This is a genomic window from Phenylobacterium sp. (assembly GCF_030651185.1).
GTDB lineage: Bacteria > Pseudomonadota > Alphaproteobacteria > Caulobacterales > Caulobacteraceae > Phenylobacterium.
Genome location: NZ_JAUSCJ010000036.1, coordinates 37,515 through 59,579, shown reverse-complemented (window position 1 = coordinate 59,579; position 22,065 = coordinate 37,515). Strand labels below are relative to the sequence as shown.

At 67.8% G+C, this 22,065-nt stretch carries 24 protein-coding genes; 15 read left to right on the top strand and 9 right to left on the bottom strand.

Features of this window, described 5'->3' with window-relative positions; all coding sequences use genetic code 11:
* The first annotated feature begins 51 nt into the window (after positions 1-51).
* Positions 52-795, top strand: coding sequence for a triose-phosphate isomerase (gene tpiA / locus Q7J39_RS17620; protein ID WP_304828278.1), 744 nt, complete (start codon positions 52-54; stop codon positions 793-795).
* 168 nt (positions 796-963) lie between these two features.
* Here tpiA and Q7J39_RS17615 read toward each other — a convergent pair whose 3' ends face one another.
* Positions 964-2,088: an esterase-like activity of phytase family protein gene (locus tag Q7J39_RS17615; protein ID WP_304828275.1), complete on the bottom strand. Its 1,125-nt coding sequence runs from the start codon at positions 2,086-2,088 to the stop codon at positions 964-966.
* 106 nt (positions 2,089-2,194) lie between these two features.
* Here Q7J39_RS17615 and Q7J39_RS17610 point away from each other — a divergent pair, with 106 nt between their 5' ends.
* Complete coding sequence (locus Q7J39_RS17610; protein WP_304828271.1) at positions 2,195-3,124, top strand: oxygenase MpaB family protein; 930 nt, start codon at positions 2,195-2,197, stop codon at positions 3,122-3,124.
* On the opposite strand, the gene Q7J39_RS17605 is transcribed toward Q7J39_RS17610, so the two are convergent.
* On the bottom strand, positions 3,121-3,531 hold the full coding sequence (locus Q7J39_RS17605; RefSeq protein ID WP_304828267.1) for a VOC family protein: 411 nt from the start codon (positions 3,529-3,531) through the stop codon (positions 3,121-3,123). The genes Q7J39_RS17610 and Q7J39_RS17605 overlap by 4 nt on opposite strands.
* Before the next feature lie 22 nt (positions 3,532-3,553).
* Positions 3,554-4,069 carry a GNAT family N-acetyltransferase gene (locus Q7J39_RS17600; protein ID WP_304828264.1) on the bottom strand — a complete coding sequence of 172 codons (516 nt, stop codon included), beginning with the start codon at positions 4,067-4,069 and terminating at the stop codon, positions 3,554-3,556.
* 112 nt (positions 4,070-4,181) lie between these two features.
* Between Q7J39_RS17600 and secG the strand changes: the two genes are divergently transcribed.
* From secG to rpmF, 3 genes are all read left to right on the top strand, one after another.
* On the top strand, positions 4,182-4,610 hold the full coding sequence (secG, locus tag Q7J39_RS17595; protein WP_304828261.1) for a preprotein translocase subunit SecG: 429 nt from the start codon (positions 4,182-4,184) through the stop codon (positions 4,608-4,610).
* Positions 4,611-4,759: 149 nt separating this feature from the next.
* On the top strand, positions 4,760-6,400 hold the full coding sequence (locus Q7J39_RS17590) for a CTP synthase (protein WP_304828259.1): 1,641 nt from the start codon (positions 4,760-4,762) through the stop codon (positions 6,398-6,400).
* 135 nt (positions 6,401-6,535) lie between these two features.
* Entirely contained in the window at positions 6,536-6,718 is a 183-nt protein-coding gene (gene rpmF / locus Q7J39_RS17585; RefSeq protein ID WP_215340463.1) for a 50S ribosomal protein L32, read from the top strand.
* A gap of 111 nt (positions 6,719-6,829) precedes the next feature.
* Here rpmF and Q7J39_RS17580 read toward each other — a convergent pair whose 3' ends face one another.
* Together Q7J39_RS17580 and Q7J39_RS17575 are read right to left on the bottom strand one after the other, a co-directional pair.
* The gene (locus Q7J39_RS17580) at positions 6,830-7,078 is read right to left on the bottom strand and encodes a hypothetical protein (RefSeq protein WP_304828256.1); all 249 of its coding nucleotides are present in this window, start codon (positions 7,076-7,078) and stop codon (positions 6,830-6,832) included.
* 70 nt (positions 7,079-7,148) lie between these two features.
* On the bottom strand, positions 7,149-8,030 hold the full coding sequence (locus tag Q7J39_RS17575) for a serine hydrolase (protein ID WP_304828253.1): 882 nt from the start codon (positions 8,028-8,030) through the stop codon (positions 7,149-7,151).
* A 131-nt stretch (positions 8,031-8,161) separates the two neighbouring features.
* Here Q7J39_RS17575 and eno point away from each other — a divergent pair, with 131 nt between their 5' ends.
* The 10 genes from eno (at position 8,162) to lpdA (ending at position 17,536) form a co-directional block, all read left to right on the top strand.
* Positions 8,162-9,442 carry a phosphopyruvate hydratase gene (gene eno, locus Q7J39_RS17570; protein WP_304828250.1) on the top strand — a complete coding sequence of 427 codons (1,281 nt, stop codon included), beginning with the start codon at positions 8,162-8,164 and terminating at the stop codon, positions 9,440-9,442.
* A gap of 81 nt (positions 9,443-9,523) precedes the next feature.
* Positions 9,524-10,084, top strand: coding sequence for a cytochrome b (locus Q7J39_RS17565; RefSeq protein ID WP_304828247.1), 561 nt, complete (start codon positions 9,524-9,526; stop codon positions 10,082-10,084).
* Positions 10,085-10,111: 27 nt separating this feature from the next.
* Positions 10,112-10,807 (top strand): VIT family protein, encoded by a 696-nt coding sequence (locus Q7J39_RS17560; protein WP_304828244.1) that lies wholly within the window; start codon positions 10,112-10,114, stop codon positions 10,805-10,807.
* 130 nt (positions 10,808-10,937) lie between these two features.
* Positions 10,938-11,234 carry a septum formation initiator family protein gene (locus Q7J39_RS17555; protein WP_304828241.1) on the top strand — a complete coding sequence of 99 codons (297 nt, stop codon included), beginning with the start codon at positions 10,938-10,940 and terminating at the stop codon, positions 11,232-11,234.
* Between the two features lie 171 nt (positions 11,235-11,405).
* Positions 11,406-12,452 (top strand): pyruvate dehydrogenase (acetyl-transferring) E1 component subunit alpha, encoded by a 1,047-nt coding sequence (gene pdhA / locus Q7J39_RS17550; RefSeq protein ID WP_304828238.1) that lies wholly within the window; start codon positions 11,406-11,408, stop codon positions 12,450-12,452.
* Positions 12,449-13,858 carry a pyruvate dehydrogenase complex E1 component subunit beta gene (locus tag Q7J39_RS17545; protein WP_304828235.1) on the top strand — a complete coding sequence of 470 codons (1,410 nt, stop codon included), beginning with the start codon at positions 12,449-12,451 and terminating at the stop codon, positions 13,856-13,858. The genes pdhA and Q7J39_RS17545 overlap by 4 nt, the downstream gene beginning before the upstream one ends.
* Complete coding sequence (locus tag Q7J39_RS17540) at positions 13,855-14,256, top strand: GFA family protein (protein WP_304828232.1); 402 nt, start codon at positions 13,855-13,857, stop codon at positions 14,254-14,256. The genes Q7J39_RS17545 and Q7J39_RS17540 overlap by 4 nt, the downstream gene beginning before the upstream one ends.
* Before the next feature lie 47 nt (positions 14,257-14,303).
* Positions 14,304-15,641: a pyruvate dehydrogenase complex dihydrolipoamide acetyltransferase gene (locus Q7J39_RS17535; RefSeq protein WP_304828229.1), complete on the top strand. Its 1,338-nt coding sequence runs from the start codon at positions 14,304-14,306 to the stop codon at positions 15,639-15,641.
* 9 nt (positions 15,642-15,650) lie between these two features.
* A complete protein-coding gene (locus Q7J39_RS17530; RefSeq protein WP_304828226.1) occupies positions 15,651-16,127 on the top strand; it encodes a glutathione peroxidase in 477 nt (158 codons plus the stop codon).
* Positions 16,127-17,536: a dihydrolipoyl dehydrogenase gene (lpdA, locus tag Q7J39_RS17525; RefSeq protein ID WP_304828223.1), complete on the top strand. Its 1,410-nt coding sequence runs from the start codon at positions 16,127-16,129 to the stop codon at positions 17,534-17,536. Before Q7J39_RS17530 ends, lpdA begins: the two co-directional genes overlap by 1 nt.
* On the opposite strand, the gene Q7J39_RS17520 is transcribed toward lpdA, so the two are convergent.
* The 4 genes from Q7J39_RS17520 to Q7J39_RS17505 all read right to left on the bottom strand — a co-directional run bounded on the left by Q7J39_RS17520 (position 17,533) and on the right by Q7J39_RS17505 (position 21,962).
* On the bottom strand, positions 17,533-18,768 hold the full coding sequence (locus Q7J39_RS17520; RefSeq protein WP_304828220.1) for an acetyl-CoA C-acetyltransferase: 1,236 nt from the start codon (positions 18,766-18,768) through the stop codon (positions 17,533-17,535). The two genes, lpdA and Q7J39_RS17520, sit on opposite strands and share 4 nt — an antisense overlap.
* Positions 18,769-18,846: 78 nt before the next feature.
* On the bottom strand, positions 18,847-19,242 hold the full coding sequence (locus Q7J39_RS17515) for a DoxX family protein (RefSeq protein ID WP_304828217.1): 396 nt from the start codon (positions 19,240-19,242) through the stop codon (positions 18,847-18,849).
* Between the two features lie 45 nt (positions 19,243-19,287).
* Positions 19,288-20,844, bottom strand: a complete 1,557-nt coding sequence (locus Q7J39_RS17510) for an AMP-binding protein (RefSeq protein WP_304828214.1) — start codon at positions 20,842-20,844, stop codon at positions 19,288-19,290.
* 98 nt (positions 20,845-20,942) lie between these two features.
* Entirely contained in the window at positions 20,943-21,962 is a 1,020-nt protein-coding gene (locus Q7J39_RS17505; RefSeq protein ID WP_304828210.1) for an alpha/beta fold hydrolase, read from the bottom strand.
* Between the last annotated feature and the right edge of the window lie 103 nt (positions 21,963-22,065).

The following is a 22,065-nucleotide window of genomic DNA, read 5'->3' as shown; positions in this document are numbered from 1 at the left end:
ATTCTCAAGGCGCCTTACTCGCCCAAGGAACACGACAAAAGCGAGGCCTTGATGACCGCCCCCATCCCCTTGATCGCCGGGAATTGGAAGATGAACGGGGATTCCGCGTCCCTTGGCGAGGCCCTGGCCACCGCCGCGGGGCTGGGATCGACCCAGGCCCGGGTGGCGATTTGCCCCTCGGCTACCCTGGTCTCGCGGATGTCCGACGCGCTGAAGGCGACCAATGTGCTGGTGGGCGGCCAGGACTGCCGCGCCGAGGTCTCGGGCGCCTATACCGGCGACGTTGCCGCTGAGCAGTTGGCCGACGCGGGCGCGGAACTGGTGATCCTCGGACACTCCGAACGCCGCGCGGGCTATGGCGAAACCGACGCCCTGGTGGCGGCCAAGACCCAGGCCGCCCTGCGCGCCGGCCTGGAACCCATCGTCTGCGTCGGCGAGACCCTGGACGAGCGCAAGGCCGGCAAGGCCCTGGAGATCGTCACCGGGCAGGTGAGGGGCTCTCTCCCCGCCGAGCTGGCCGGCAAGGCCTTCTCCGTCGCCTACGAGCCCGTCTGGGCCATCGGCACCGGCCTGACCCCTTCGACCGAAGAGATCGTCGAGGTCCACCGCGCCATCCGCGCCACCCTCAATGAGATCTTCGGCGCCCACGGCGCGAGCGTCGCCATCCTCTACGGCGGCTCGGTGAAGCCCTCCAACGCCGCCGAAATCCTCCACGCCGACGAGGTGGGCGGCGCCCTGGTGGGTGGGGCTTCGCTGAAGGCCGCCGATTTCCTGGGGATCATCGCCGCGGTTTGAGGCTGAAAGCCTCGACCTGAGCCGGGCGAAGACCGGTCGTATGACCAGTCATGCGCCGCTCTCGCAACAACAACGCCCGTCATCAACAACGCCCATCACCCCGGACGGCCGACAGGCCGATCCGGGACCCAGGGGGTTTGTGGACAAGCCTTTCGGCCCCGCATCCAATCAAATCACCGCGCGGTCGAACCGCACCCGGAAGAACCGCGTCTCGACGGCCTCGATGCCGAAGTCGTTGTCATTGACCAGCAGCAGTTCGCGATCCGAGAGCGCGATCATGCCCTCCAGGTCGGGCGCGATCTCCGGGGCGTCGTCGCTGGTGAAGATCAGGGTTTTCTCCAGGAGCCCCCCGGCGGCGAGGTCGACTGCGTAGATCTTGCTGGTGTGCGAGATGCGCTCCAGCACCAGCAGGCGGTTCTCGCCCACGCAGAGCAGTTCGCCGATCTTCAGGTCGCTGGCCTCCACAGGCCCCGCCGCCACCTCGCGCAGGAAGCTCTCCGGCGGATCGAAGGGATAGCTGTGCTCGGCCAGCAGGGCGCCAGACGCCGCGTCCAGGGTCCAGATCCGCACGGCCCGGGCGTCGTCGCCCTCGAAGGCGCTCTGGAAACCCGCATAGAGGCGCGTGTCGTCAGCCGACACCGCCAGGCCCTCGAACCCGCGATTCAGCCGACGACGACCGGCGACTGCGGGCAGCAGGTCCACGGCTCCGGGCAGTCTCAGACCCTCCGGCGTCCAACGGACCTCCACCACGCCCTGCGCGCTCACCTTCATCAGCGACGGTCCGTATTCCTCGGCCACCCAGAACGATCCATCGGCCAGGGCCGCAACCGCCTCGCTGTCGGCGCCGTTGGGATCGGCGCGCAGGGGCCGGCCCTCCAGATCAAACAGCGGCTCCATGGGCGTCGCATCGCCGCCGGGCAGGGGCAGGCCGGTGACCGGGGCTCCCGAGGCGGCGCGCAGGGGCAGGGTCCTCAGCCACACGACCCGGTCGCCCTCGATCTGCAGCTCCGACAGGCTGGGCCCGATCTGCGGCATCGGCAGGATCTTGGCGCCCGGCGCCTCGCACAGGTGGTCCAGCCCCTGCACGCCATAGTCCTCGCGCGCCTGCTTGATCTTCAGGTTCGGCCCCCGGTCCCCCAACGCCCACAGCCGTCCGGGCCGATCACCCGGCCGCCGCGTCAGGCCCGAGCCCAGGCCCAGGGTGGCGCGCAGCACCCCGTCGGGCAGGACCACCTCGCCCAGCGCCCGGTCCTGCCAGGCCAACCGTTCGACCGTGAAGCGGGGTGGGGACATGTAAATCCTTCTGGGGCTTGGCCTGTCGGATTCGATAGCTTGAACCCCGAGCCTGCATCGCGACGATCCTGCGGATCGTTATGCGTATCCACACCGGAGTTCGGCCATGACCGAAATGACCTCCTATCTCGGCTGGAAGATCGACTATGGCCAGCCCGTTGGCGAGCCGGCCTATCTCGATCCGGGTTCGGTCCACTGGCGCGTCTACAAGAACCCCATCGCGCTCGCCGTCGGCGGGGTGGCCGCCGTGCTGCTGGAGTTCGCCGACGCCCGTATCCGCGCCGGGGTCTGGGACCACTCGACCTTCAAGACCGATCCCATCGGACGTTCCAAGCGCACCGGCGTGGCGGCCATGGTCGGGGTCTATGGCCCGCAAACCGCAGCGCGCCGGGTGATCCAGGGCGTCACCAACATGCATAGCCGCGTAGCCGGGACCACCCCGTCCGGCGAGGCCTACAAGGCCCTTGATGTCGAGCTGCTGGACTGGGTGAGCGCCACGGCCGGCTATGGATTCCTGAACGCCTACGACCGTTTCGTCTCGCCCCTGAGCGAGGCCGAGAAGACCCGGTTCTATGAGGAGGCCGGCCCCATCGCCCGCCTCTACGGGGTTCAGTCTTCCCCGAAATCCACCGCCGACTTCATGTCGATGATGGATAAGCTGGCGCCCCGCTTCGAGCCGCATCCCATCGTCACCGAGTTCCTCGCCATCATCCAGTCGGGGCAGGCCGCGCCGGGGACGCCGAAGTTCCTGCATCGGGCCTTGGCCCGCGCCTCGGTCTCGCTTCTGCCGCCGATCGTGCGGCAGAAGCTGGCCCTGGGCTCGGAGTACGACCTCACCGCCACCGACCGCCTCGCCTTGAAGGCCGCCGGCAAGCTGGCCGACCGCATACCAGTCCCGAACTCAGCGCCCTGCGAGGCCAGCAAGCGCCTCGGCCTGCCGGCCAACTTCCTCTATCTCAGCCGCGGGACGCAGGCGCGGTTGCTGGCGGATCGGCCGCAATCAGCACCGGCAGGCATGCCGGAGGCGGCGGGCTAAGGCCCCTTCAACTCCACCATATTGCCCTCGGGGTCCTGCAGGTACAGCGACAGTCCGTCGCCGTGGGCGCCGTAGCGCGGACCTTCGTCGCTGATCGTCACCCCGTGCGCCGCCAGGTGCGCGCGGATGGCCGCCTCGTCGAAGGGCGCGACCGTCAGGCAGAAGTGGTCGAGGTTGCGGCCCTCCTTGCCAGGACCCGCGCCACCGATCGCCCCCAGCGGCCCGTCCAGGGTCACCAGGTCGATGAGGTTCACCCCGGCCCTCAGGTGGGTCAGGCCCAGTTCCGGCCGGTCCCAGTCCACCGAACAGCCCAGAACCTGGGTGTAGAAGCCCACCATCGCCGCCTTGTCGCCGATGCGCAGGACGATGTGGTCGAAGCCCGCGAGTTGGATCGGATGGTCGTTCATGGCTCTCAGATAGGCCGCTTCGCTACAGCAGCAAGCCGAACAGCCGGCAGTCGCGGCGCTCTCCATCGCGCAGCACGTGCCCCCGCAACAGCCCTTCCTCCCTGAACCCCAGCTTCTCCAGCAGGGCGTCGGAGCGCCGGTTGCCCAGGTGCGTCCGCGCGGTCAGCCGCCGGATGCCGCTGGACGCGGCGTGGGCGATCACCGCCCGCATGGCCTCCAGGCCGTAGCCCTGACCCCAGGCGCCGCGCCCCAGCATGAACCCCACCTCGGCCCGCTTGTGCCAGCGGTCGATGTCGGAGAGGTCGCAGAGGCCCAGGAACTCATCGCCCGCCAGGGTCCGCATGGCCCAGAACATCGCCCGGCCGGCCGCCATGTCCTCCACCTGACCGGCGACGATGGCGCCGATCAGGTCGGGATCGTCGATCTCGGGAACGTCCCAGTGCGCCATCACCTCGGCGTCGCTCATCATCGGGAACAACAGCTCGGCGTCGGAAACCTCGAGAGGACGGAGGTTGAGGCGTTCGGTTTCCAGAATCATGGGGTTGCTCAAAACCTGCGACGCCCTAGCTATGGCCTTGCGCCCGTCTCAGTGGTAGAGCGCGCGCTTCATTTCGGCTCCGTTCCTTCGGCCGAGGCTACCGGACGTACCCATGCTGCTTGGCATCCTGCTCACCATCCACATCATCGTCTGTGTCTGCCTGATCGGCGTGGTGCTGATGCAGCGCTCCGAAGGCGGGGCGCTTGGCATGGGCGGCGGACCGTCCGGTTTCATGAGCGCCCGCGGGGCCGGCGACCTGCTGACCCGCGTCACCTGGATCCTGGGCTCGATCTTCTTCGTCCTCAGCCTGGCCCTCACCCTGCTCTCGGGCCGCCAGGGCGCTTCGGACTCCGTGGTCGACCGGATGAAGATCGACGCCATCGATCCCAGCAAGCTGAACCAACCGGCCCAACCGGCGCCCACCAGCCCGGGCGCGGCCCCGCCGCCGCTGTCGGCCCCGACCCCGCAGGTCCGCAATCCCTTCACCGGGGACGCGGACGCGACCACCTCGCCCGCCGCGCCGGCGCCGACCAACCCCTGATCCAAGGTTTTCATGGGCAAGCCGACCACATCGCCGCATCTGCGGCGCGATCTCCCATGGCTTGCCGGGTGCGGCCTTTGCGCCCCTCAACAGGTTTTCGCGAATCACCTGAGCGCCAACGCCCCGAATCACCGCTACTCTGAACGCCCATGACCCGGTACATTTTCATCACCGGCGGCGTGGTCTCCTCCTTGGGAAAAGGTCTCGCCTCCGCCGCGCTTGGCGCGCTCCTGCAGGCGCGGGGCTACAAGGTCCGCCTTCGTAAGCTCGACCCCTATCTGAACGTCGATCCGGGGACGATGAGCCCCTATCAGCACGGCGAGGTCTTCGTGACCGACGACGGCGCTGAGACCGACCTGGACCTGGGCCACTACGAGCGCTTCACCGGGGTGAACGCCACCAAGGCCGACAACATCACCACCGGCCAGATCTACAAGACCATCATCGAGAAGGAGCGGCGCGGCGACTACAACGGCGCCACCGTCCAGGTGATCCCGCACGTCACCGACCAGATCCGCGAGTTCGTGCTGTCGGACCCGGGGGAGGGCGTCGACTTCGTCCTGGTGGAGATCGGCGGCACGGTGGGCGACATCGAGGGCCTGCCGTTCTTCGAGGCCATCCGCCAGCTGGGCCAGGAGCTGCCCCGCGGCCACGCCTGCTATATCCACCTGACCCTGCTGCCCTACATCAAGACCGCCGGGGAGATGAAGACCAAGCCGACCCAGCACTCCGTCAAGGAGCTGCGGTCGATCGGCATCCAGCCCGACATCCTGCTGTGCCGCTGCGAAATGCCGATCCCGCCCGGCGAACGCCGCAAGATCGGTCAGTTCTGCAATGTCCGTGAAAGCGCCGTGATCCAGGCCATGGACTCCGCCAACATCTACCACGTGCCCCTGGACTATCACGCCCAGGGCCTGGACCGCGAAGTGCTGGACGTCTTCGGCATGGCCGAGACCGCGCCCGCGCCGGACCTGTCGCGCTGGCAGTCGATCTCCGACACTCTCACCAACCCCGACGGCGAGGTGAACATCGCCATCGTCGGCAAGTACACCGGCCTCACCGACGCCTACAAATCCCTGGTGGAGGCCCTGATCCATGGCGGCGTCGCCCAGAACGTCCGGGTGAAGTTCGACTGGATCGAGGGCGAGGCCTTCGAGCGTGAAGAGGGCCTGATCGCCGAGCGCCTCACCGAGGTGCACGGCGTCCTGGTGCCCGGCGCCTTCGGCGAGCGGGGCTCGGAGGGCATGATCCGCGCCGTCCAGTTCGCCCGCGAGCACATGGTGCCCTATTTCGGCGTCTGTTTCGGCATGCAGATGGCGATGATCGAGGCCGCCCGGAACCTGGCCGGCATCGAGGGCGCCTCCTCCACCGAATTCGGCCCCACCGCCGAGCCCATCGTCGGCCTGATGACCGAGTGGACCAAGGGCAATGAGCGCGAAGTCCGCAAGGCGGGCGACAACCTCGGCGGCACCATGCGCCTGGGGGCCTACGAGGCCATCCTGACGCCCGGCTCCAAGGTCAGCGAGATCTATGGCGACGTGACCATCAGCGAGCGCCACAGGCACCGCTACGAGGTCAATATCGACTACCGCGACCGCATCGAGCAGACGGGCCTGGCCTTCTCGGGCCTCTCGCCCGACGGCGTCCTGCCGGAGATCTGCGAGCGCAGCGACCATCCGTGGTTCATCGGCGTCCAGTTCCACCCGGAACTGAAGAGCCGCCCCTTCGAGCCGCATCCGCTGTTCGCCAGCTTCATCGGCGCGGCGAAAGACCGCTCAAGACTGGTGTAAATCGAGGGTGGCGACGCGATCGTTGTTTCCAGGGCTTCGGCGCTTGAAACGAAGCGGTGTTTGCGTCATACACCCGCGCTCACGTCGGCGGCCACGAGGCCGCCGCTTCCATTTCCACGCCTGAGAGATTCTCCCATGGCCGTTCCTAAACGCAAAGTCTCGCCCTCGCGTCGCAACATGCGCCGCAGCCATGACGCCCTGGGCGCCAATTCCTATGTCGAAGACAAGGAAACCGGCGAACTGAAGCGCCCGCACCACGTCGACCTGAAGACCGGCATGTACAAGGGCCGCCAGGTCATCACGCCGAAGGAAGACTAGCCGTCTTCTCTGCCGGCCTCTCGGGGCCCGCGGCGTCTGCAGCTTGAAGATCAAAAAGCCACCCGCTGCGGGATCCGCGGCGGGTGGCTTTGACTTGGGCGTTTAGCCTCCTCAGTAGCCGGCGTAGCGGATGCCGGCCCGGGTCTCGGCGATGGCGTCATCGACGGCGCGGATCGCCTTGCCGCGATGGCCGCCCTTGTCGTTGTTGGCCGCCACGAGGTGCGAGCGCGCGCCCTGCAGGGCGTCCAGCGCCGCCGCCATCTGCGGCTGAGCGGCCGTCGATTGGCCGATCAGCACGCCAAGCGCCATGGCCGCCGCCAGCGCCGCGGCGTTCAGCCCAACCTTCGTCTTCGGTGTCATCCGGGTTCTCCCTGACGTGATCCCCAAGGCCACGGTGCGCCGGTCTCCCCAAACTGGGCACTGGCGAATTTTAGGCCATCGCCAGAAGATCGACGGCCAGGGTTTCCGCATCGGAATCGCCTTGGGCGTGGAACACCGCCGCCGTCCGCGCGCGGCCCTCCAAGACCGCATGATACACCGCGATCTCGCTGTCCGGGCCATTGCCGGTATGCCCGAAGGCCGGCCACCCCCGGTCGGTGAGGGGCGCCATCAGGCCCAGGCCGTAGGCCGCCATAGCGAAGGGCGGGTACTCGGAGCCGGGCAGGGGATGGGCCTGGGTCATCGCCGCCAGGCTTTCGGGCAGCAGCAATCCATCGGTCATCAGGCCATGCAGCACCCGGGCCGCGCTTCCTGGCGTACCGACCACCAGATGATGCGCCACCCAGCCAGGGTGATAGCCCATATCGGCCCCCATCTCGACGCCCGCCAGGTCTTCCGGTGTCATGGCGACCTTGGCCGTGGCGCCTAGAGGGCCGAACACCAAGTGCTCCAGGGCTTCCGGCAGCGCCTCGTCCGCACCGCGTTCCACCGCCTCGGCCACCAGAAGATAGCCGATATTCGAATAGGCCCAGCCGTCGCCCGGCGGATAGCGCAGCCGTTCGGCCTCCGTGCGGGACATGAATTCAGCGCGGTTCCACGGCGCGTCGCCCCGTTTCACAGCCTGATGATAGTCCGGTATGCCGCCATAGTCGGGCAGACCCGCCCTGTGGCCCAGAAGCTGGCGCAGGGTGTAGGGCTTGCCGGGGAACGCCTCGTCGAGCGACAGGCGGCCCCGCTCCACCAGGCCCAGGGCGGCGGCCGCCAGGATCGTCTTTGTGAAGCTCCACCAGGGAACAACGAGTCCCACGCCGCCGTCGTGGTGGATTTCGGTGTGTCCGCCCTCGTACAGGCAGGCCGCTTGCACCAAGGCCATGCAATCCTCTTCGGAGATTCCGGCCATCAGTCGTCGCGTCGTGGCCGTCGTCAAGGCTCGCGAGATTGCCCCGAAGCCCGAAGCTGGCTAAGGGTCGCGCGCCTTTTCTCAATGCCCACCCGGGGACTCCCATGACCGAGATCGTCGACATCACCGCCCGCGAAATCCTCGACAGCCGTGGCAACCCGACGGTCGAAGTTGATGTGGTGCTGGAAGACGGCTCCATCGGCCGCGCCGCCGTCCCCTCCGGAGCCTCCACGGGCGCCCACGAGGCGGTGGAGAAGCGCGACGGCGACAAGAGCCGCTACGGCGGCAAGGGCGTCCTTGCCGCCGTCGACGCCGTCAACGGCGAGATCTATGACGCGCTCTCCGGTTTCGAGGCCGAGGATCAGCGCCGCCTCGACACCCTGCTGATCGAGCTGGACGGCACCCCCAACAAGTCGCGCCTGGGCGCCAACGCCATCCTCGGCGTCAGCCTGGCCGTCGCCAAGGCCGCAGCCACCGCCGCCGACCTGCCGCTCTACAAGTACGTCGGCGGGGTCTCGGCCCGCGTCCTGCCGGTGCCGATGATGAACATCATCAACGGCGGCGCCCACGCCGATAACCCGATCGACATCCAGGAATTCATGATCCTGCCCACCGGCGCGGCCACCTTCGCCGAGGGCCTGCGCATGGGCGCGGAGATCTTCCACGGCCTGAAGAGCGCGCTCAAGGCCGCCGGTCACAACACCAATGTCGGCGACGAGGGCGGCTTCGCCCCCAATATCGCCACCGCCGAGGAGGCCCTGGCCTTCATCGTCAAGTCCGGCGAGGCCGCCGGCTACAAGGCCGGCCGCGACTTCGTGCTGGGCCTGGACGTGGCCGCCACCGAGTTCTTCAAGAACGGCAAGTACGAGATGACCGGGGAGGGCAAGACCCTCGATCCGGCCGGCATGGTCGACTATCTGGCGGGCCTGGTCGCTCAGTTCCCCATCGTCACCATCGAGGACGGCTGCAGCGAGGACGACCTCGACGGCTGGAAGCTGCTCACCGACCGGCTGGGCGCCAAGGTCCAGATCGTCGGCGACGACCTCTTCGTCACCAACCCCAAGCGCCTGTCCATGGGCATCGACAAGGGGCTCGCCAATTCCATCCTGGTAAAGGTCAACCAGATCGGGACCTTGTCGGAAACTCTTGACGCCGTGGAGATGGCCCACCGCGCCGGCTACACCTCGGTGATGAGCCACCGCTCGGGCGAGACCGAGGACTCGACGATCGCCGACCTGTCGGTGGCCGCCAACTGCGGGCAGATCAAGACCGGCTCCCTGGCTCGCTCCGACCGCACGGCCAAGTACAATCAGCTCCTGCGCATCGAGGAAGAACTGGGCGACCAGGCGGTCTATCTCGGCCGCGCGGCGCTGAAGGGACGGTAGGGCGTACAGCTCCGCCCTTGATCCCGATCAAGGCGGCGCGAACCCTGCCGAAGCATAGCGGGGCTCCTCCGGAGCCTTGCCATGTCCCTTCGCAACACCCGAGTCGCCTACGGTTGGGCGGCCATCGGCCTCCATTGGATCAGCGCGGTGGGCGTCACGGCGCTCTACCTGCTGGGCGAGCAGATGGAGGAGGCGCCCGACCGCGCCGCCAAGCTCGCCGCCCAGAACCTGCACGTGTCCGTGGCGGTCCTGCTCTTCACCTTCCTGGCGGCCCGCCTGCTCTGGAGCCTGTCCCAGCCCCATCCTCGCACCCTGGAGCCCAACATCTGGCTCCACCGGGCGGCCATGGCGGTCCAGGGCCTGTTCCTGCTGATGATCGCGGTGCTGCTGGTCACCGGCCCCCTGGCGATCTGGTCGGCCGCCCGCCCCATCCAGGTCTTCGATCTCTTCGCGATCCCCAGCCCATTCCCGGTGCGGCTGGATTGGCTGCACGAGGCGGCCGAGGAGGTGCACGGCGCGGCGACCAAGCTGTTCTGGCCGTTGGTTATTCTGCACATCGCCGGCGCCCTGAAGCACCTGGTGATCGACCGTGACGGGACCCTGCAGCGTATGTTGTGGGTCAAACGCTCACCTTCGACCTAGGCTCCAGGCCGCGCATAGGGAGGTCCCATGTCTAGATCCCACCGCGAGATGCATCTGATTGAACGGGTCGGCTGGCTTCGCGCCGCCGTCCTGGGCGCCAATGACGGCATCGTCTCCACCGCCAGCCTGATCGTCGGCGTCGCCGCGGCGAGCCAGGGGCGGGGGGAGATCCTGGTGGCGGGGGTCGCGGGCCTGGTGGCCGGGGCCATGTCGATGGCCGCCGGCGAGTACGTCTCGGTCAGCTCTCAGTCCGACACCGAGCGGGCCGACCTGGCGCGCGAAAAGGGCGAACTCGACACCCAGCCGGACCTCGAGCTGGCCGAACTCGCGGGCATCTATGCCGCCCGCGGCGTCGAACCCAAGCTCGCCGAAGAGGTCGCCCGCCAGCTGATGGCCAGGGACGCTCTCGGCGCCCATGCCCGCGATGAGCTGGGCATTTCCGAGATGACCACGGCCCGGCCGGTGCAGGCGGCCTTCACCTCGGCGCTCACCTTCGCCGCCGGCGCGGCCCTGCCGCTGGCCTTGGCCGTCGTCACCCCGCTGCCGGCGCTTGTGCCTGCGGTGGCCGGGGCGTCTGTAGCCTTCCTCGCCCTGCTGGGCGGAGTGGGCGCACGGGCGGGCGGCGCGCCGATCTGGAAAGCCGTGGCCCGCGTGACCTTCTGGGGCGCCATGGCCATGGCCCTGACGGCGGGCGTGGGCGCGATCTTCGGCGTCGCGGCCTGATCCTGAGGCGGTCGGGATAACCTCAATCCAATGCGACGCTTGGCGCCGCGGCCTCAAGCTTGACCGCAACGCAATATTAAACATGAAGGCCGAGATTGGCTGGGTCAGAAACGCTTTTGATTCCAGGCCCGTGCTCTCAAGTATTCGCCCCTATCTGCCGACCGCCGCCCTGGCCTTCCTGATCTTTTATTTCGGGTTCCACGCCTTCACGGGCGATCGGGGCCTGCTCTCCTCGGACGCCCGCGACGCCGCCCTGGCCGCCAAGATCTCGGAACTGCACAAGGTGCGCATCGAGAGGCAGGACCTTGAGGCCCGCGCCCGGCTTTTGCGCGACACCAGTCTTTCGGCTGATCTGCTGGAAGAGCGCGCCCGTTCCCTGCTAGGTTTCGCCGACCCGAGAGACTATGTGATCCGGGTGAAGCCGTAGGGCGGATTCGTTCGTTCCAGAGGCCGGCGCCCGAAACCAGAGACCGGTTTTGGCCATCGTCGGGCTCTAACCTAGGGTCTCAGGCGTTGTCGCCTGGACCTGAAGCGAAGACGCTCATCAGACGACTGACTCGGGAACGAGGCCCAAGTGGCGAACTCCACGGAGAAACGAATGGCGCGCGGGCAGGCAAGCTCGACTTCCAAGCGGAAGAAGAATGACACCGGTGTCATTGGCAATGGTGCGGATCCCATGACCAAGGACGCCCTGCTCAAGTTCTACCGCGACATGCTGCTGATCCGACGCTTCGAGGAGCGGGCCGGCCAGCTCTACGGCATGGGTCTGATCGGCGGCTTCTGCCACCTCTATATCGGCCAGGAAGCCATCGCCGTCGGCGTGCAGTCCATCAAGGAGGCCGGCGACCAGGTGATCACCGGCTACCGCGACCACGGCCACATGCTGGCCTGCGGCATGGATCCCAGGGAAGTCATGGCCGAACTCACCGGCCGCTTCACCGGCTCGTCCAAGGGCAAGGGCGGGTCGATGCACATGTTCTCCACCGAGGCCGACTTCTACGGCGGCCACGGCATCGTCGGTGGCCAGGTTTCGCTGGGCACCGGTCTGGCGCTCGCCAACCGCTACAAGGACAACAAGAAGGTCGCCTTCACCTATTTCGGCGACGGCGCGGCCAACCAGGGCCAGGTCTACGAGAGCTTCAACATGGCCACGATCTGGAAGCTCCCGGTCGTCTATGTGATCGAGAACAACCAGTACGCCATGGGCACCTCCATCGAGCGGTCGTCCTCGGAAACCCACCTCTACAAGCGCGGCGCCTCGTTCCGGATTCCGGGCGAGGAGGTCGACGGCATGGACGTCATCGCCGTGCAGGAAGCCGCCCGGAAGGCCGCCGCCCACGCGCGCTCGGGCGAAGGCCCCTACATCCTGGAAATGAAGACCTACCGCTATCGCGGCCACTCGATGAGCGACCCCGCCAAGTACCGCACCCGCGAGGAGGTCGACGAGGTCCGCAAGACTCGCGACCCCATCGATCACCTGCAGGAACTGCTGGAGACGAAGGGCTGGGCCGACGACGCCGCGCTGAAGGCCATCGACGCCGAGGTGAAGAAGATCGTCGCCGACGCCGCCGAATTCGCCCGCACCTCGCCCGAGCCTGAGCCGTCCGAGCTCTATACCGACGTCTACCTGGAGGCCGCTCAGTGACCGACGTACTGATGCCGGCCCTCTCGCCGACCATGGAAGAGGGCACGCTGGCCAAGTGGCACGTGAAGGTGGGCGACACCGTGAAGTCCGGTGACGTCATCGCCGAGATCGAGACCGACAAGGCGACCATGGAGGTCGAGGCCGTCGACGAAGGCGTGGTCGAGGCGATCCTGGTGCCGGAAGGGACCGAGGAGGTGAAGGTCAACACCCCCATCGCCCGTCTGGCCAGTGAGGGCGCCGCCGCACCGTCGCCCAAGGCTGAGGCGCCGGCCCCGAAGGCTGAGACCAGGCCGGAACCCGCCGCCAGCGGCGATCCGGAAAAGCAGCCGCCCGAGGCCGCCGAGCCCCAGCCCGAAGGCGAGGCCGCGACACCGGTGGCGCCCCGACCGGCCCTGCGTGACCCCGAGCTTCCGGAGGGCGTGAAGCTGGTGAAGACCACGATCCGCGACGCCCTGCGCGACGCCATGGCCGAGGAGATGCGCCGGGACGAGAACGTCTTCCTGATGGGGGAGGAAGTCGCCCAGTACCAGGGCGCCTACAAGGTCTCCCGCGGCCTGCTGGAGGAGTTCGGCGACCGCCGGGTGATCGACACCCCGATCACCGAGTACGGCTTCGCGGGCCTCGGCGTCGGCGCGGCCATGGCGGGCCTGAAGCCCATCATCGAGTTCATGACCTTCAACTTCGCCATGCAGGCGATCGACCACATCATCAACTCCGCCGCCAAGACGCTCTACATGTCCGGCGGTCAGATCAAATGCTCGGTCGTGTTCCGCGGGCCCAACGGCGCGGCGGCCCGCGTGGGCGCCCAGCACAGCCAGGACTACTCGGCCTGGTACGCCCAGGTGCCCGGCCTGAAGGTGGTGGCGCCCTATGACGCCGCCGACGCCAAGGGCCTGCTCAAAGCCGCCATCCGCGACCCCAACCCCGTGGTCTTCCTGGAACACGAGATGCTCTACGGCGTCGAGTTCGACGTGCCGGCCGATGTCGACTGGGTCGTCCCGATCGGCAAGGCCAAGGTCCGCCGCGAGGGGACTGACGTCACCATCACCGCCCACTCCCGCGCCGTGGGCCTGGCCCTGGAAGCCGCCGAGAAGCTGGCGGGCCTGGGCATCGAGGCCGAGGTCATCGACCTGCGCACCCTGCGGCCCCTCGACCACGAAACCATCGTGTCGAGCGTCAAGAAGACCAACCGCCTGGTCACCGTCGAGGAAGGCTGGGGCCCCATGGGCGTCGGCGCCGAGGTGATCGCCCGCGTCCTGGAGCACGCCTTCGACTACCTCGACGCGCCGCCGGCCCGCGTGCATCAGGAAGACGTCCCCATGCCCTACGCGGCCAATCTGGAGGCGCTGTCGCTGCCCTCGGTCGACAAGATCGTGAAGGCGGTGAGGGCGGTCACCTACAAATGAGCCCCGACCCGTTCACCTGGCGGGCGGGGGGCTGCCATTGCGGCGGCGTGCGGTTCGAGGTGGCCTTGCCGCAGCTCGTCGAGGCCCAGACCTGCAACTGCTCCATGTGCGCCAAGACCGGATTCATCCACATCATCGTGCCCGAGAGCCGCTTCCGCGTGACCCAGGGCATGGAGCGGCTGGCCGAGTACAGCTTCAACAGCCGGGTGGCCAAGCACCTGTTCTGCTCGGAATGCGGCATCAAGAGCTTCTACCGCCCGCGTTCCAATCCGGACGGCTGGTCGGTCAACGCCCGCTGCCTGGACGAGACGGCCACCCTCGACCTCACCGCCTTCGACGGCCAGAACTGGGAGGCCAACGCCGACCAGCTGGCCCATCTGTCGCTGGAGCCGTCATGACCTTCTTGCGCGCCTGCGCCCCCCACAACCGCCCGAGCGCCTGACCCATGTCGATCGAGATCCTGATGCCAGCGCTGTCGCCCACCATGGAGGAGGGCACCCTCGCCAAGTGGTATGTGAAGAAGGGCGACGCCGTGAAGTCCGGCGATGTCATCGCCGAGATCGAGACCGACAAGGCGACCATGGAGGTCGAGGCCGTCGACGAGGGGATCATCGAGGATATCCTGGTCCCCGAGGGCACGGAGAACGTGAAGGTCAATTCCCCGATCGCGAAGCTGTCGGGCGAGGGGGAGGCGGCGTCGCCTTCTCCTTCTCCTTCTCCCCCTGCGGGAGAAGGTGGCCCTGCGGAGCAGGGTCGGATGAGGGGTCACGCCCATATCTCCGGAGAGCCTGTCGCCGAAAGCGCGGAGACCGGAGCGCAACCCCTCATCCGACCGGTCTCCCACCGGCCACCTTCTCCCGCAGGGGGAGAAGGGCAGGGAGCGCGCGTCTTCGCCTCGCCCCTGGCCCGCCGCATCGCCGCCCAGAAGAACCTCGACCTCTCCACGATGACGGGCTCAGGCCCCCACGGCCGCATCATCAAGCGTGACGTCGAGGGCGCGGCCCCCGGCGCCGCCAAGGCTTCGGCCAGCGCCGGCGCGGCGGCCTCGGCCCCGCGTCAGGTCCAGAGCCTGGCCCAGATGGGCATCCCCGACGGTTCCTACGACCTCGTGCCCCTGGATGGCATGCGCAAGACCGTGGCCCGCCGGCTCACCGAGAGCTTCCGCGATGTGCCGCACTTCCCGCTGACCATCGACCTGGAGATCGACGCCCTGCTGGCCGGCCGGGTGAAGATCAACGCCATGCTGGAGAGCCAGGGCGTGAAGGTCAGCGTCAACGACCTGGTGATCAAGGCGGCCGCCATCGCCCTGAAGCAGGTGCCGGAGGCCAACGCCTCCTACTCGCCCGAGGGCATCGCCCTGCACCACCATGCCGATATCGCCATGGCCGTCGCCATCGACGGCGGGCTCATAACCCCGATCATCCGGTCAGCCGAGACCAAGGGCCTCAGCGCAATCGCCACCGAGGCCAAGGACCTGGCGGCCCGCGCCCGCACCCGCAAGCTCAAGCCCGAGGAGTTCCAGGGCGGCACCTTCTCGGTCTCCAACCTGGGCATGTTCGGCATCAAGGCCTTCTCTTCGATCCTCAACGAGCCCCAGGGCGCCATCCTGTCGGTGGGCGCGGGCGAGCCGCGGCCGGTCGTCAAGAACGGCCAGCTGGCCATCGCCACGGTGATGACCGTGACGCTGACCTGCGATCACCGGGTGGTGGACGGCGCCATCGGCGCCCGCTGGCTGCAAGCCTTCAAGATCCTGATCGAAGATCCCATCACGATGATCGTCTAGGGGACCGCCATGAGCATCTACGACTTCAGTGCGGAAACGCTGGACGGCAAGGCGGCGCCCCTTTCCACCTACCGCGACAAGGTGGTGCTGATCGTCAACACGGCCAGCAAGTGCGGGTTCACCCCCCAGTACGCGGGGCTGGAGGCGCTCTACGCCAAGTACAAGGACCGCGGCCTCGTGGTGCTGGGCTTCCCCTGCAACCAGTTCGGGGCTCAGGAGCCGGGCGACGCGGCTGAGATCGCCAGCTTCTGTTCGCTGACCTACGAGGTCGACTTCCCGATGATGAGCAAGATCGACGTCAACGGACCCAAGCCCCATCCGCTCTTCGCCTATCTCAAGAAGGAGAAGAAGGGCCTGCTGGGGACCGCCAATGTGAAGTGGAACTTCACCAAATTCCTCGTCGACCGTAAGGGCCAGGTGGTTGACCGCTTCGCCCCCACCGTCGAACCCAAGTCGCTGGAAAGCGCCATCGAGGCCCTGCTCTGATGGCTGACTCCTTTGACGTCATCATCATCGGCTCCGGCCCCGGCGGCTATGTCACCGCCATCCGCGCCAGCCAGCTCGGCCTGAGGACCGCCATCATCGAGAAGGAAGCCCTGGGCGGGGTCTGCCTGAACTGGGGCTGCATCCCCACCAAGGCCCTGCTGAAGAGTGGCGAGGCCTATGAGCAGCTTTCCCACCTGGCCGACTACGGCATCAAGGTTGAGAAGGCCTCCTTCGACTTCACCGGCATCATCAAGCGCTCCCGCAAGGTGGCCGCCCAGCTGAACTCCGGCGTCGCCTTCCTGATGAAGAAGCACAAGATCGAGGTGGTGGAGGGGACCGCCAAGCTGGAGAAGGGCAGTCCCGCGCCCAAGGTCGTCGTGGCCCTGAAGGCCGGCGGCGCCCGCACCCTCACCGCCAAGCACGTCATCCTGGCCACCGGGGCCCGCGCCCGCACCATCCCAGCCGTCGGCCTGGAGCCGGACGGCGACCGCATCTGGACCTACCGCGAGGCCATGGCGCCCAAATCGGCGCCCAAATCCCTGATCGTCATCGGATCGGGCGCCATCGGCATTGAATTCGCGAGCTTTTACAGGGCTCTAGGGGCCGAGGTGACGGTCATTGAGACCCTGCCGCGCATCCTTCCCGTGGAAGATGAGGAAGTCTCCACAACCGCCCGGAAAGCCTTCGAAAAACGCGGCATAGAGTTCCGCGTCGGCGCCCAGGTCGAAAAGGTCGAGAAGCCGAAATCGGGGGGGGTCCGTATCACTGCAAGCGGCGCCCAAAGTTCAGAAACCCTGGAGGCCGAGGTGGCCATCGTCGCCGTCGGCATCGTCGGCAATGTCGAGGACATGGGCCTCGAAGCCCTGGGCGTGAAGATCGACCGCACCCACGTGGTCACCGACAGCCACGGCGCCACTGGCGTGCCGGGCCTGTTCGCCATCGGCGATGTCGCAGGCCCGCCCTGGCTCGCCCACAAGGCCAGCCACGAAGGCGTCCACTGCATCGAGCATATCGCCGGCCTGGCGCCCTCGAACCTCAACGCCCCCATCCCCGGCTGCACCTATTCGACGCCGCAGATCGCCTCGGTGGGGATCACGGAGGCCGGCGCCAAGGAGAAGGGGATCGCCGTCAAGGTCGGCCGCTTCCCGTTCCGGGTGAACGGCAAGGCCATCGCCTCAGGCGATACCGAGGGCTTTGTGAAGACCATCTTCGACGAGAAGACCGGCGCCCTGATCGGCGCTCACCTGATCGGCGGCGAGGTCACCGAGATGATCCAGGGCTTCGCCCTTGCCATGACGCTCGAAGCCACCGAGGCCGAGCTGATCGCCACCGTCTTCCCCCACCCGACGATGAGCGAGGCCATGCATGAGGCCTCGCTCGACGCCTATGGTCGGGTTCTACATATCTAGATCCGCTCGATGATCGCCGCCGGGGCCATGCCGCCGGCGGCGCAGAGGGTGGCCATGCCGACCGACAGGTCACGCCGTTCCATCTCGTCCAGCAGGGTGCCGAGAATCATGGCCCCCGTCGCCCCGATGGGGTGACCCAGGGCGATGGCGCCGCCGTTGACATTGACGATGGCCGGATCGACGTCCAGGTCGCGCATGAACTTCAACGGCACCACGGCGAAGGCCTCGTTGATCTCGACCAGCTGGATGTCCTTCATGGTCATGCCGGCCTTCTTCAGCGCCTTGCGGGCCGCCGGGCCGGGGGCGTTCAGCATCAGCTCGGGCGAGTCGCCGGCCGTGGAGACCGAGCGGATGCGGGCCCGCGGCGTCAGGCCGTGGGCGCGGGCATACTCCGGCGAGGCGATGATCACGGCGCCGGCGCCGTCCACCACGCCCGACGAGTTGCCGGCATGGTGCACGTGGTTGATCTTCAGGTCCGGGTAGGTGGCTTCCACCAGCTTGCGGAAGGACAGGCCCTGTTCGTCCAGCGGCACGTCATAGAGGCTGGCGAAAGCGGCCTTGAGGGCGGCCAGACCTTCGGCGGTCGTGCCGGCGCGGGGATACTCCTCGCGGTCCAGGGCGACGCTGCCGTCGTCGTTGTAGACGGTGATCAGGCTGCGGTCGAAGTAGCCGTTGGCGATGGCGTGGGCCGCCCGGCGCTGGCTTTCGAGCGCAAGCGCATCGACGTCCTCGCGGGTAAAGCCCTCCAGGGTCGCCACCACGTCGCCGCAGACGCCTTGGTGCGGCTGGGGGTGGATCGACCGCAGGTGTTCGTTGCCGGAGTCTAGGGTCGGGCCGACCTGACGCTTCAGGGTCGAGCCGTAGGACATGGACTCCACGCCGCCGGCCACCACCAGGTCCTGGGCGCCGGACATCACGCCCATGGCCGCCAGGTTCACCGCCGTCAGGCCCGAGCCGCAGAAGCGGTCGAGCGACATGCCGGCCGCCTCATTGGCGTAGCCGGCGTCGAGCGCCGCCATGCGGGCGATGCAGGAGCCCTGCTTGCCGAACTGGGTGCCGCAGCCGGCGATCACGTCGTCGATATCGGCGGTGTTGAGGTTGTTGCGCTCGGCCAGGGCCTTCAGGACCGTGGACAGGATTCGCTGCGGGTGGACGCCCGACAGGGCGCCCTTCTCGGGCTTGCCGACGCCACGGGGGGTACGGGCGACGTCGATGATCCAGGCTTCGGCCATGGCGTATTCCTCTCAGGGTCGGTTTGCGTTTCTGAGGGTCAGGATGGACCCGGCTCCCCCACGGCAGCCAAGCCCTGATTAGGGCCGCTTGCGCACCAGGGCGTCCACGCTCCAGATCCCGCCGCCGGCGACCACCAGATACAGGAAGACGAAGCAGTAGAGGATCGCCGGCTCGCCGTGGTTCAGGGCTGGGTAGAAGTTGGCGGGGGCGTGGGCCACGAAATAGGCCACCGCCATCATGCCCGACAGAACGAAGGCCACGGGGCGGGTGAAGAGCCCGATCGCCACCAGCCCGCCGCCGACGATCTCCAGCCAGGCCGCCGCGATCAGCAGCGGGGGCAGGGGATCGGGCGCCCCTTCCTGCGGTCCCGGAAATCCGAAGAGCTTCATCAGGCCGTGCTGCAGGAACAGCAGCGCGGTGATGATGCGCAGCAGGCTCAGGACGCGCGGCGCCCAGGCATCGAGGTTCGGCATGGTGTCCTCCCGTGCGCCTTGGCGGCGCTTATCCTTAGCTCGTCGTCACGCCGCGCGGCGGCCCTCCGCCTCGACCATCCGCTGGATGACCACGTAGTCGGTCTTGCCGGTGCCCAGGACAGGCACTTCGGGGACCTTGATGATCTTCTTGGGCACGTTCAGCTCCGAAGCGCCGATGGCCTTGGCGTGGGCGACGAGCGCGGTGGAGTCGGCGTCCATGCGGTCGGTGACCAGGATTAGCCGCTCCCCCTTGCGGGCGTCGGGCATGGAAATGACAGCATGGCGGTTGTCGGGCCATACGGCGATGGCCAGGTCCTCGGCGGCGGTCAAAGACACCATCTCGCCGCCGATCTTGGCGAAACGCTTCACCCGGCCCCGAATCGTCACCCAGTCGTCGTCGGTTATGTCCACGACGTCCCCGGTGTCATGCCAGCCGTCGGCCAGGGGCTCGATAGTCCCGTCGGGGCGAAGGTAGCCGCTCATCACATTGGGGCCGCGCACATAGAACCGGCCGCCGCCCGGAATGCCGGGAACCGGCTCAAGCCGGGTCTGCATGCCCGGCAGTACGCCGCCGACCGTGCCGCGGCGGTTGTCGATGGGCTTGTTCACCGCGATCACGGGCGCCGCCTCGGTGGCGCCATAGCCTTCCAGCACCGGCACGTCGCCGAACCTGTCGCGGATCAGGTTGTGCGTCTCTTCGCGAACCTTCTCAGCGCCGCAGACGATGAACTTCAGGCCGGCCAGCTCGTCGTATTCCGCGACCCGGGCGTACTGGTTCAGGAAGGTGTCGGTGGCCAACAGGATGGAGGCCTTGGTGTCCTTCAGCAGGGGCGGGATCACCTTGGTGTGCAGGGGCGAGGGGTACTGGAACGCCTTCATGCCGGTCAGGATCGGCAGCAGGGCGCCGCCCGTCAGGCCAAAGCAGTGGAAGGTGGGCAGGGGATTGAACATCACCCAGTCCGGATCCAGCGGGATATGGGCGGCGATCTGGTAGACGTTGGCCACCAGGTTCGCCTGGCTCAGCACCACGCCCTTGGGCACGCCAAAGCTGCCCGAGGTGAACAGGATCACACCCGGATCGTCGGCCTTGGTTTCAGCCACGAAGGCCTTGGGAAACGCCCCGGCGGTGGCGGCGAACAGCTTGTCGGCCAGGCCGATCTTCTCGCGCACATCCTCCAGATAGGTGACCACGGACACGTCGTCCAAGGCGTCGACCAGGTCATGAAGCTGGCCCTGCTCGATGAAGCGATGCGAGGTCAGCACCCGTTTCACCCCGGCCAGCTTGCACGCGCCCTTCAGGTTCCGGATTCCGGAGGTGAAGTTGAGCATGGTGGGAATGCGCCCGAAGGCATGTAGAGCGAAGAAGGTCACCACGGCGCCCGAGCTGGCGGGCAGCATGACACCGACCCGTTCGCCCTTCTCCGTCATGGCCGCGATCTTGCGGCCCAGAGCGAAGGCCGCGCGGATCAGGTCCGTATAGGACAGAGGATTGCGCTCCTGGTCCTCCAGGATCGGTTTCTTGGCGCCGAACTGAGCGCGGGCGTCGAGCAGAGCCCCAAACAGGGTTTTCTGGCTCTCAAGCGGATCAAATGTACGCGACAAAGGCGAAGACCTCCCCGATCGGATCGCCGTTTCTTGGAGCTCAAGCCTATCGTTCAAGGTCGCCATTGCAAGGATACGTTACAAACCGTGAGGTGGTTTCACGGGGTGGGCGGAGAGTTTTCCTCGGGAACTGGGGCGGGAACAGGCGTTGGCGCCATCGGCGGCGCGACGTCGGCCTCTCGCGCGGCGGCCACCTTGGCGGCGATGTAGGTGGTGACCTGATCCATCCAGGGCTGGCGGAAGCGATCCTGCTCGAGGTGCAGAGCTGGCAGGGCGCCGGGCACGGCGACCGACCGGCAGTCGGGCAAGGCCTTGCAGAGCGCCAAGGCCTCCTTCGTGGTCTTGTCGGGTAACAGCATCAGGACATCAGCCTTGACCGCGGCGGCGTCGGCCTCCGCCGCGCGGCTGGCCGCCTGGTGAGCGCCTCGCCAACCGAGGCTGGCCGAGGACATCCGCAGGTCCGGGTTCGCAGTCTGCCACGCCTGCTGCACACGGCCGCGCCAGGGGTCGTGGGTCAGGCCCGAGCCCCGAGCGTCCGGCGCCGACCTGCTCCAGGGACGCCAGTCGGCCGAGGGCAGGCGGCCAAGGCCCACGCGGCCGGCGAGCGCCTGAGCGGAGTCGGTGCTCACCGCCCGGGAGGCCACATCGGGTGAAGAGATGATGACGCCGTCGACCTTCAGCCCGGTCTCCAAGGCCCGCAGCGCCACGACCGCGCCGTCAGCGTGAGCCAGGAGGATCAAGGGGCTGGCCTCCGGCGGCCGGATCACCACACGGACCAGGGCGCGGACATTGGCGACGTCCGGATCGAAGCTGGGAACAAAGCCCAGGTCGCGGGGCAGGGTGTAGCGGCCTGATCCCCCTTGGCCCGCGCGTTCCAGGATCCAGACCGTGTAGCCACGTCGGATCAAGCCGCTGGCGGTTTCGAACCAGGCCTCCGCCGACTCCCCGTAGCCGGGCAGGATCACCACCGTGGCCTTCGGCGCCCGCCAGCCTGCAGCGACACCGTAACGCTGCGCGGGTTTGCCGCCGGTCTCGATGAAGCCCCAGGCCCAGCCTTCCGGCGGATAAAAGCGGGGGCTGAGGGCCGGCGGCGTCTGGGTTTCCGCGAACGGGCCCATCAGGTCGCCACGGCCGCACGCCGCGAGCAACAGGAGCAAAGCGGCGACTGCCAGTGCGCGGACCATGCCGTCTTTGAACCCAGATCGCCGCTGTGGCGCAAGG

Coding starts and splice junctions, on each gene's coding strand:
- Q7J39_RS17540 (WP_304828232.1), top strand. CDS start 13,855: ATGAGCCCCGACCCGTTCACCTGGCGGGCGGGGGGCTGCCATTGCGGC.
- Q7J39_RS17590 (WP_304828259.1), top strand. CDS start 4,760: ATGACCCGGTACATTTTCATCACCGGCGGCGTGGTCTCCTCCTTGGGA.
- Q7J39_RS17575 (WP_304828253.1), bottom strand. CDS start 8,030: ATGGCCTTGGTGCAAGCGGCCTGCCTGTACGAGGGCGGACACACCGAA.
- Q7J39_RS17580 (WP_304828256.1), bottom strand. CDS start 7,078: ATGACACCGAAGACGAAGGTTGGGCTGAACGCCGCGGCGCTGGCGGCG.
- Q7J39_RS17560 (WP_304828244.1), top strand. CDS start 10,112: ATGTCTAGATCCCACCGCGAGATGCATCTGATTGAACGGGTCGGCTGG.
- secG (WP_304828261.1), top strand. CDS start 4,182: ATGCTGCTTGGCATCCTGCTCACCATCCACATCATCGTCTGTGTCTGC.
- rpmF (WP_215340463.1), top strand. CDS start 6,536: ATGGCCGTTCCTAAACGCAAAGTCTCGCCCTCGCGTCGCAACATGCGC.
- Q7J39_RS17530 (WP_304828226.1), top strand. CDS start 15,651: ATGAGCATCTACGACTTCAGTGCGGAAACGCTGGACGGCAAGGCGGCG.
- Q7J39_RS17565 (WP_304828247.1), top strand. CDS start 9,524: ATGTCCCTTCGCAACACCCGAGTCGCCTACGGTTGGGCGGCCATCGGC.
- Q7J39_RS17515 (WP_304828217.1), bottom strand. CDS start 19,242: ATGCCGAACCTCGATGCCTGGGCGCCGCGCGTCCTGAGCCTGCTGCGC.
- lpdA (WP_304828223.1), top strand. CDS start 16,127: ATGGCTGACTCCTTTGACGTCATCATCATCGGCTCCGGCCCCGGCGGC.
- Q7J39_RS17520 (WP_304828220.1), bottom strand. CDS start 18,768: ATGGCCGAAGCCTGGATCATCGACGTCGCCCGTACCCCCCGTGGCGTC.
- Q7J39_RS17535 (WP_304828229.1), top strand. CDS start 14,304: ATGTCGATCGAGATCCTGATGCCAGCGCTGTCGCCCACCATGGAGGAG.
- tpiA (WP_304828278.1), top strand. CDS start 52: ATGACCGCCCCCATCCCCTTGATCGCCGGGAATTGGAAGATGAACGGG.
- Q7J39_RS17615 (WP_304828275.1), bottom strand. CDS start 2,088: ATGTCCCCACCCCGCTTCACGGTCGAACGGTTGGCCTGGCAGGACCGG.
- pdhA (WP_304828238.1), top strand. CDS start 11,406: ATGGCGCGCGGGCAGGCAAGCTCGACTTCCAAGCGGAAGAAGAATGAC.
- Q7J39_RS17605 (WP_304828267.1), bottom strand. CDS start 3,531: ATGAACGACCATCCGATCCAACTCGCGGGCTTCGACCACATCGTCCTG.
- Q7J39_RS17505 (WP_304828210.1), bottom strand. CDS start 21,962: ATGGGCCCGTTCGCGGAAACCCAGACGCCGCCGGCCCTCAGCCCCCGC.
- Q7J39_RS17610 (WP_304828271.1), top strand. CDS start 2,195: ATGACCGAAATGACCTCCTATCTCGGCTGGAAGATCGACTATGGCCAG.
- eno (WP_304828250.1), top strand. CDS start 8,162: ATGACCGAGATCGTCGACATCACCGCCCGCGAAATCCTCGACAGCCGT.
- Q7J39_RS17600 (WP_304828264.1), bottom strand. CDS start 4,069: ATGATTCTGGAAACCGAACGCCTCAACCTCCGTCCTCTCGAGGTTTCC.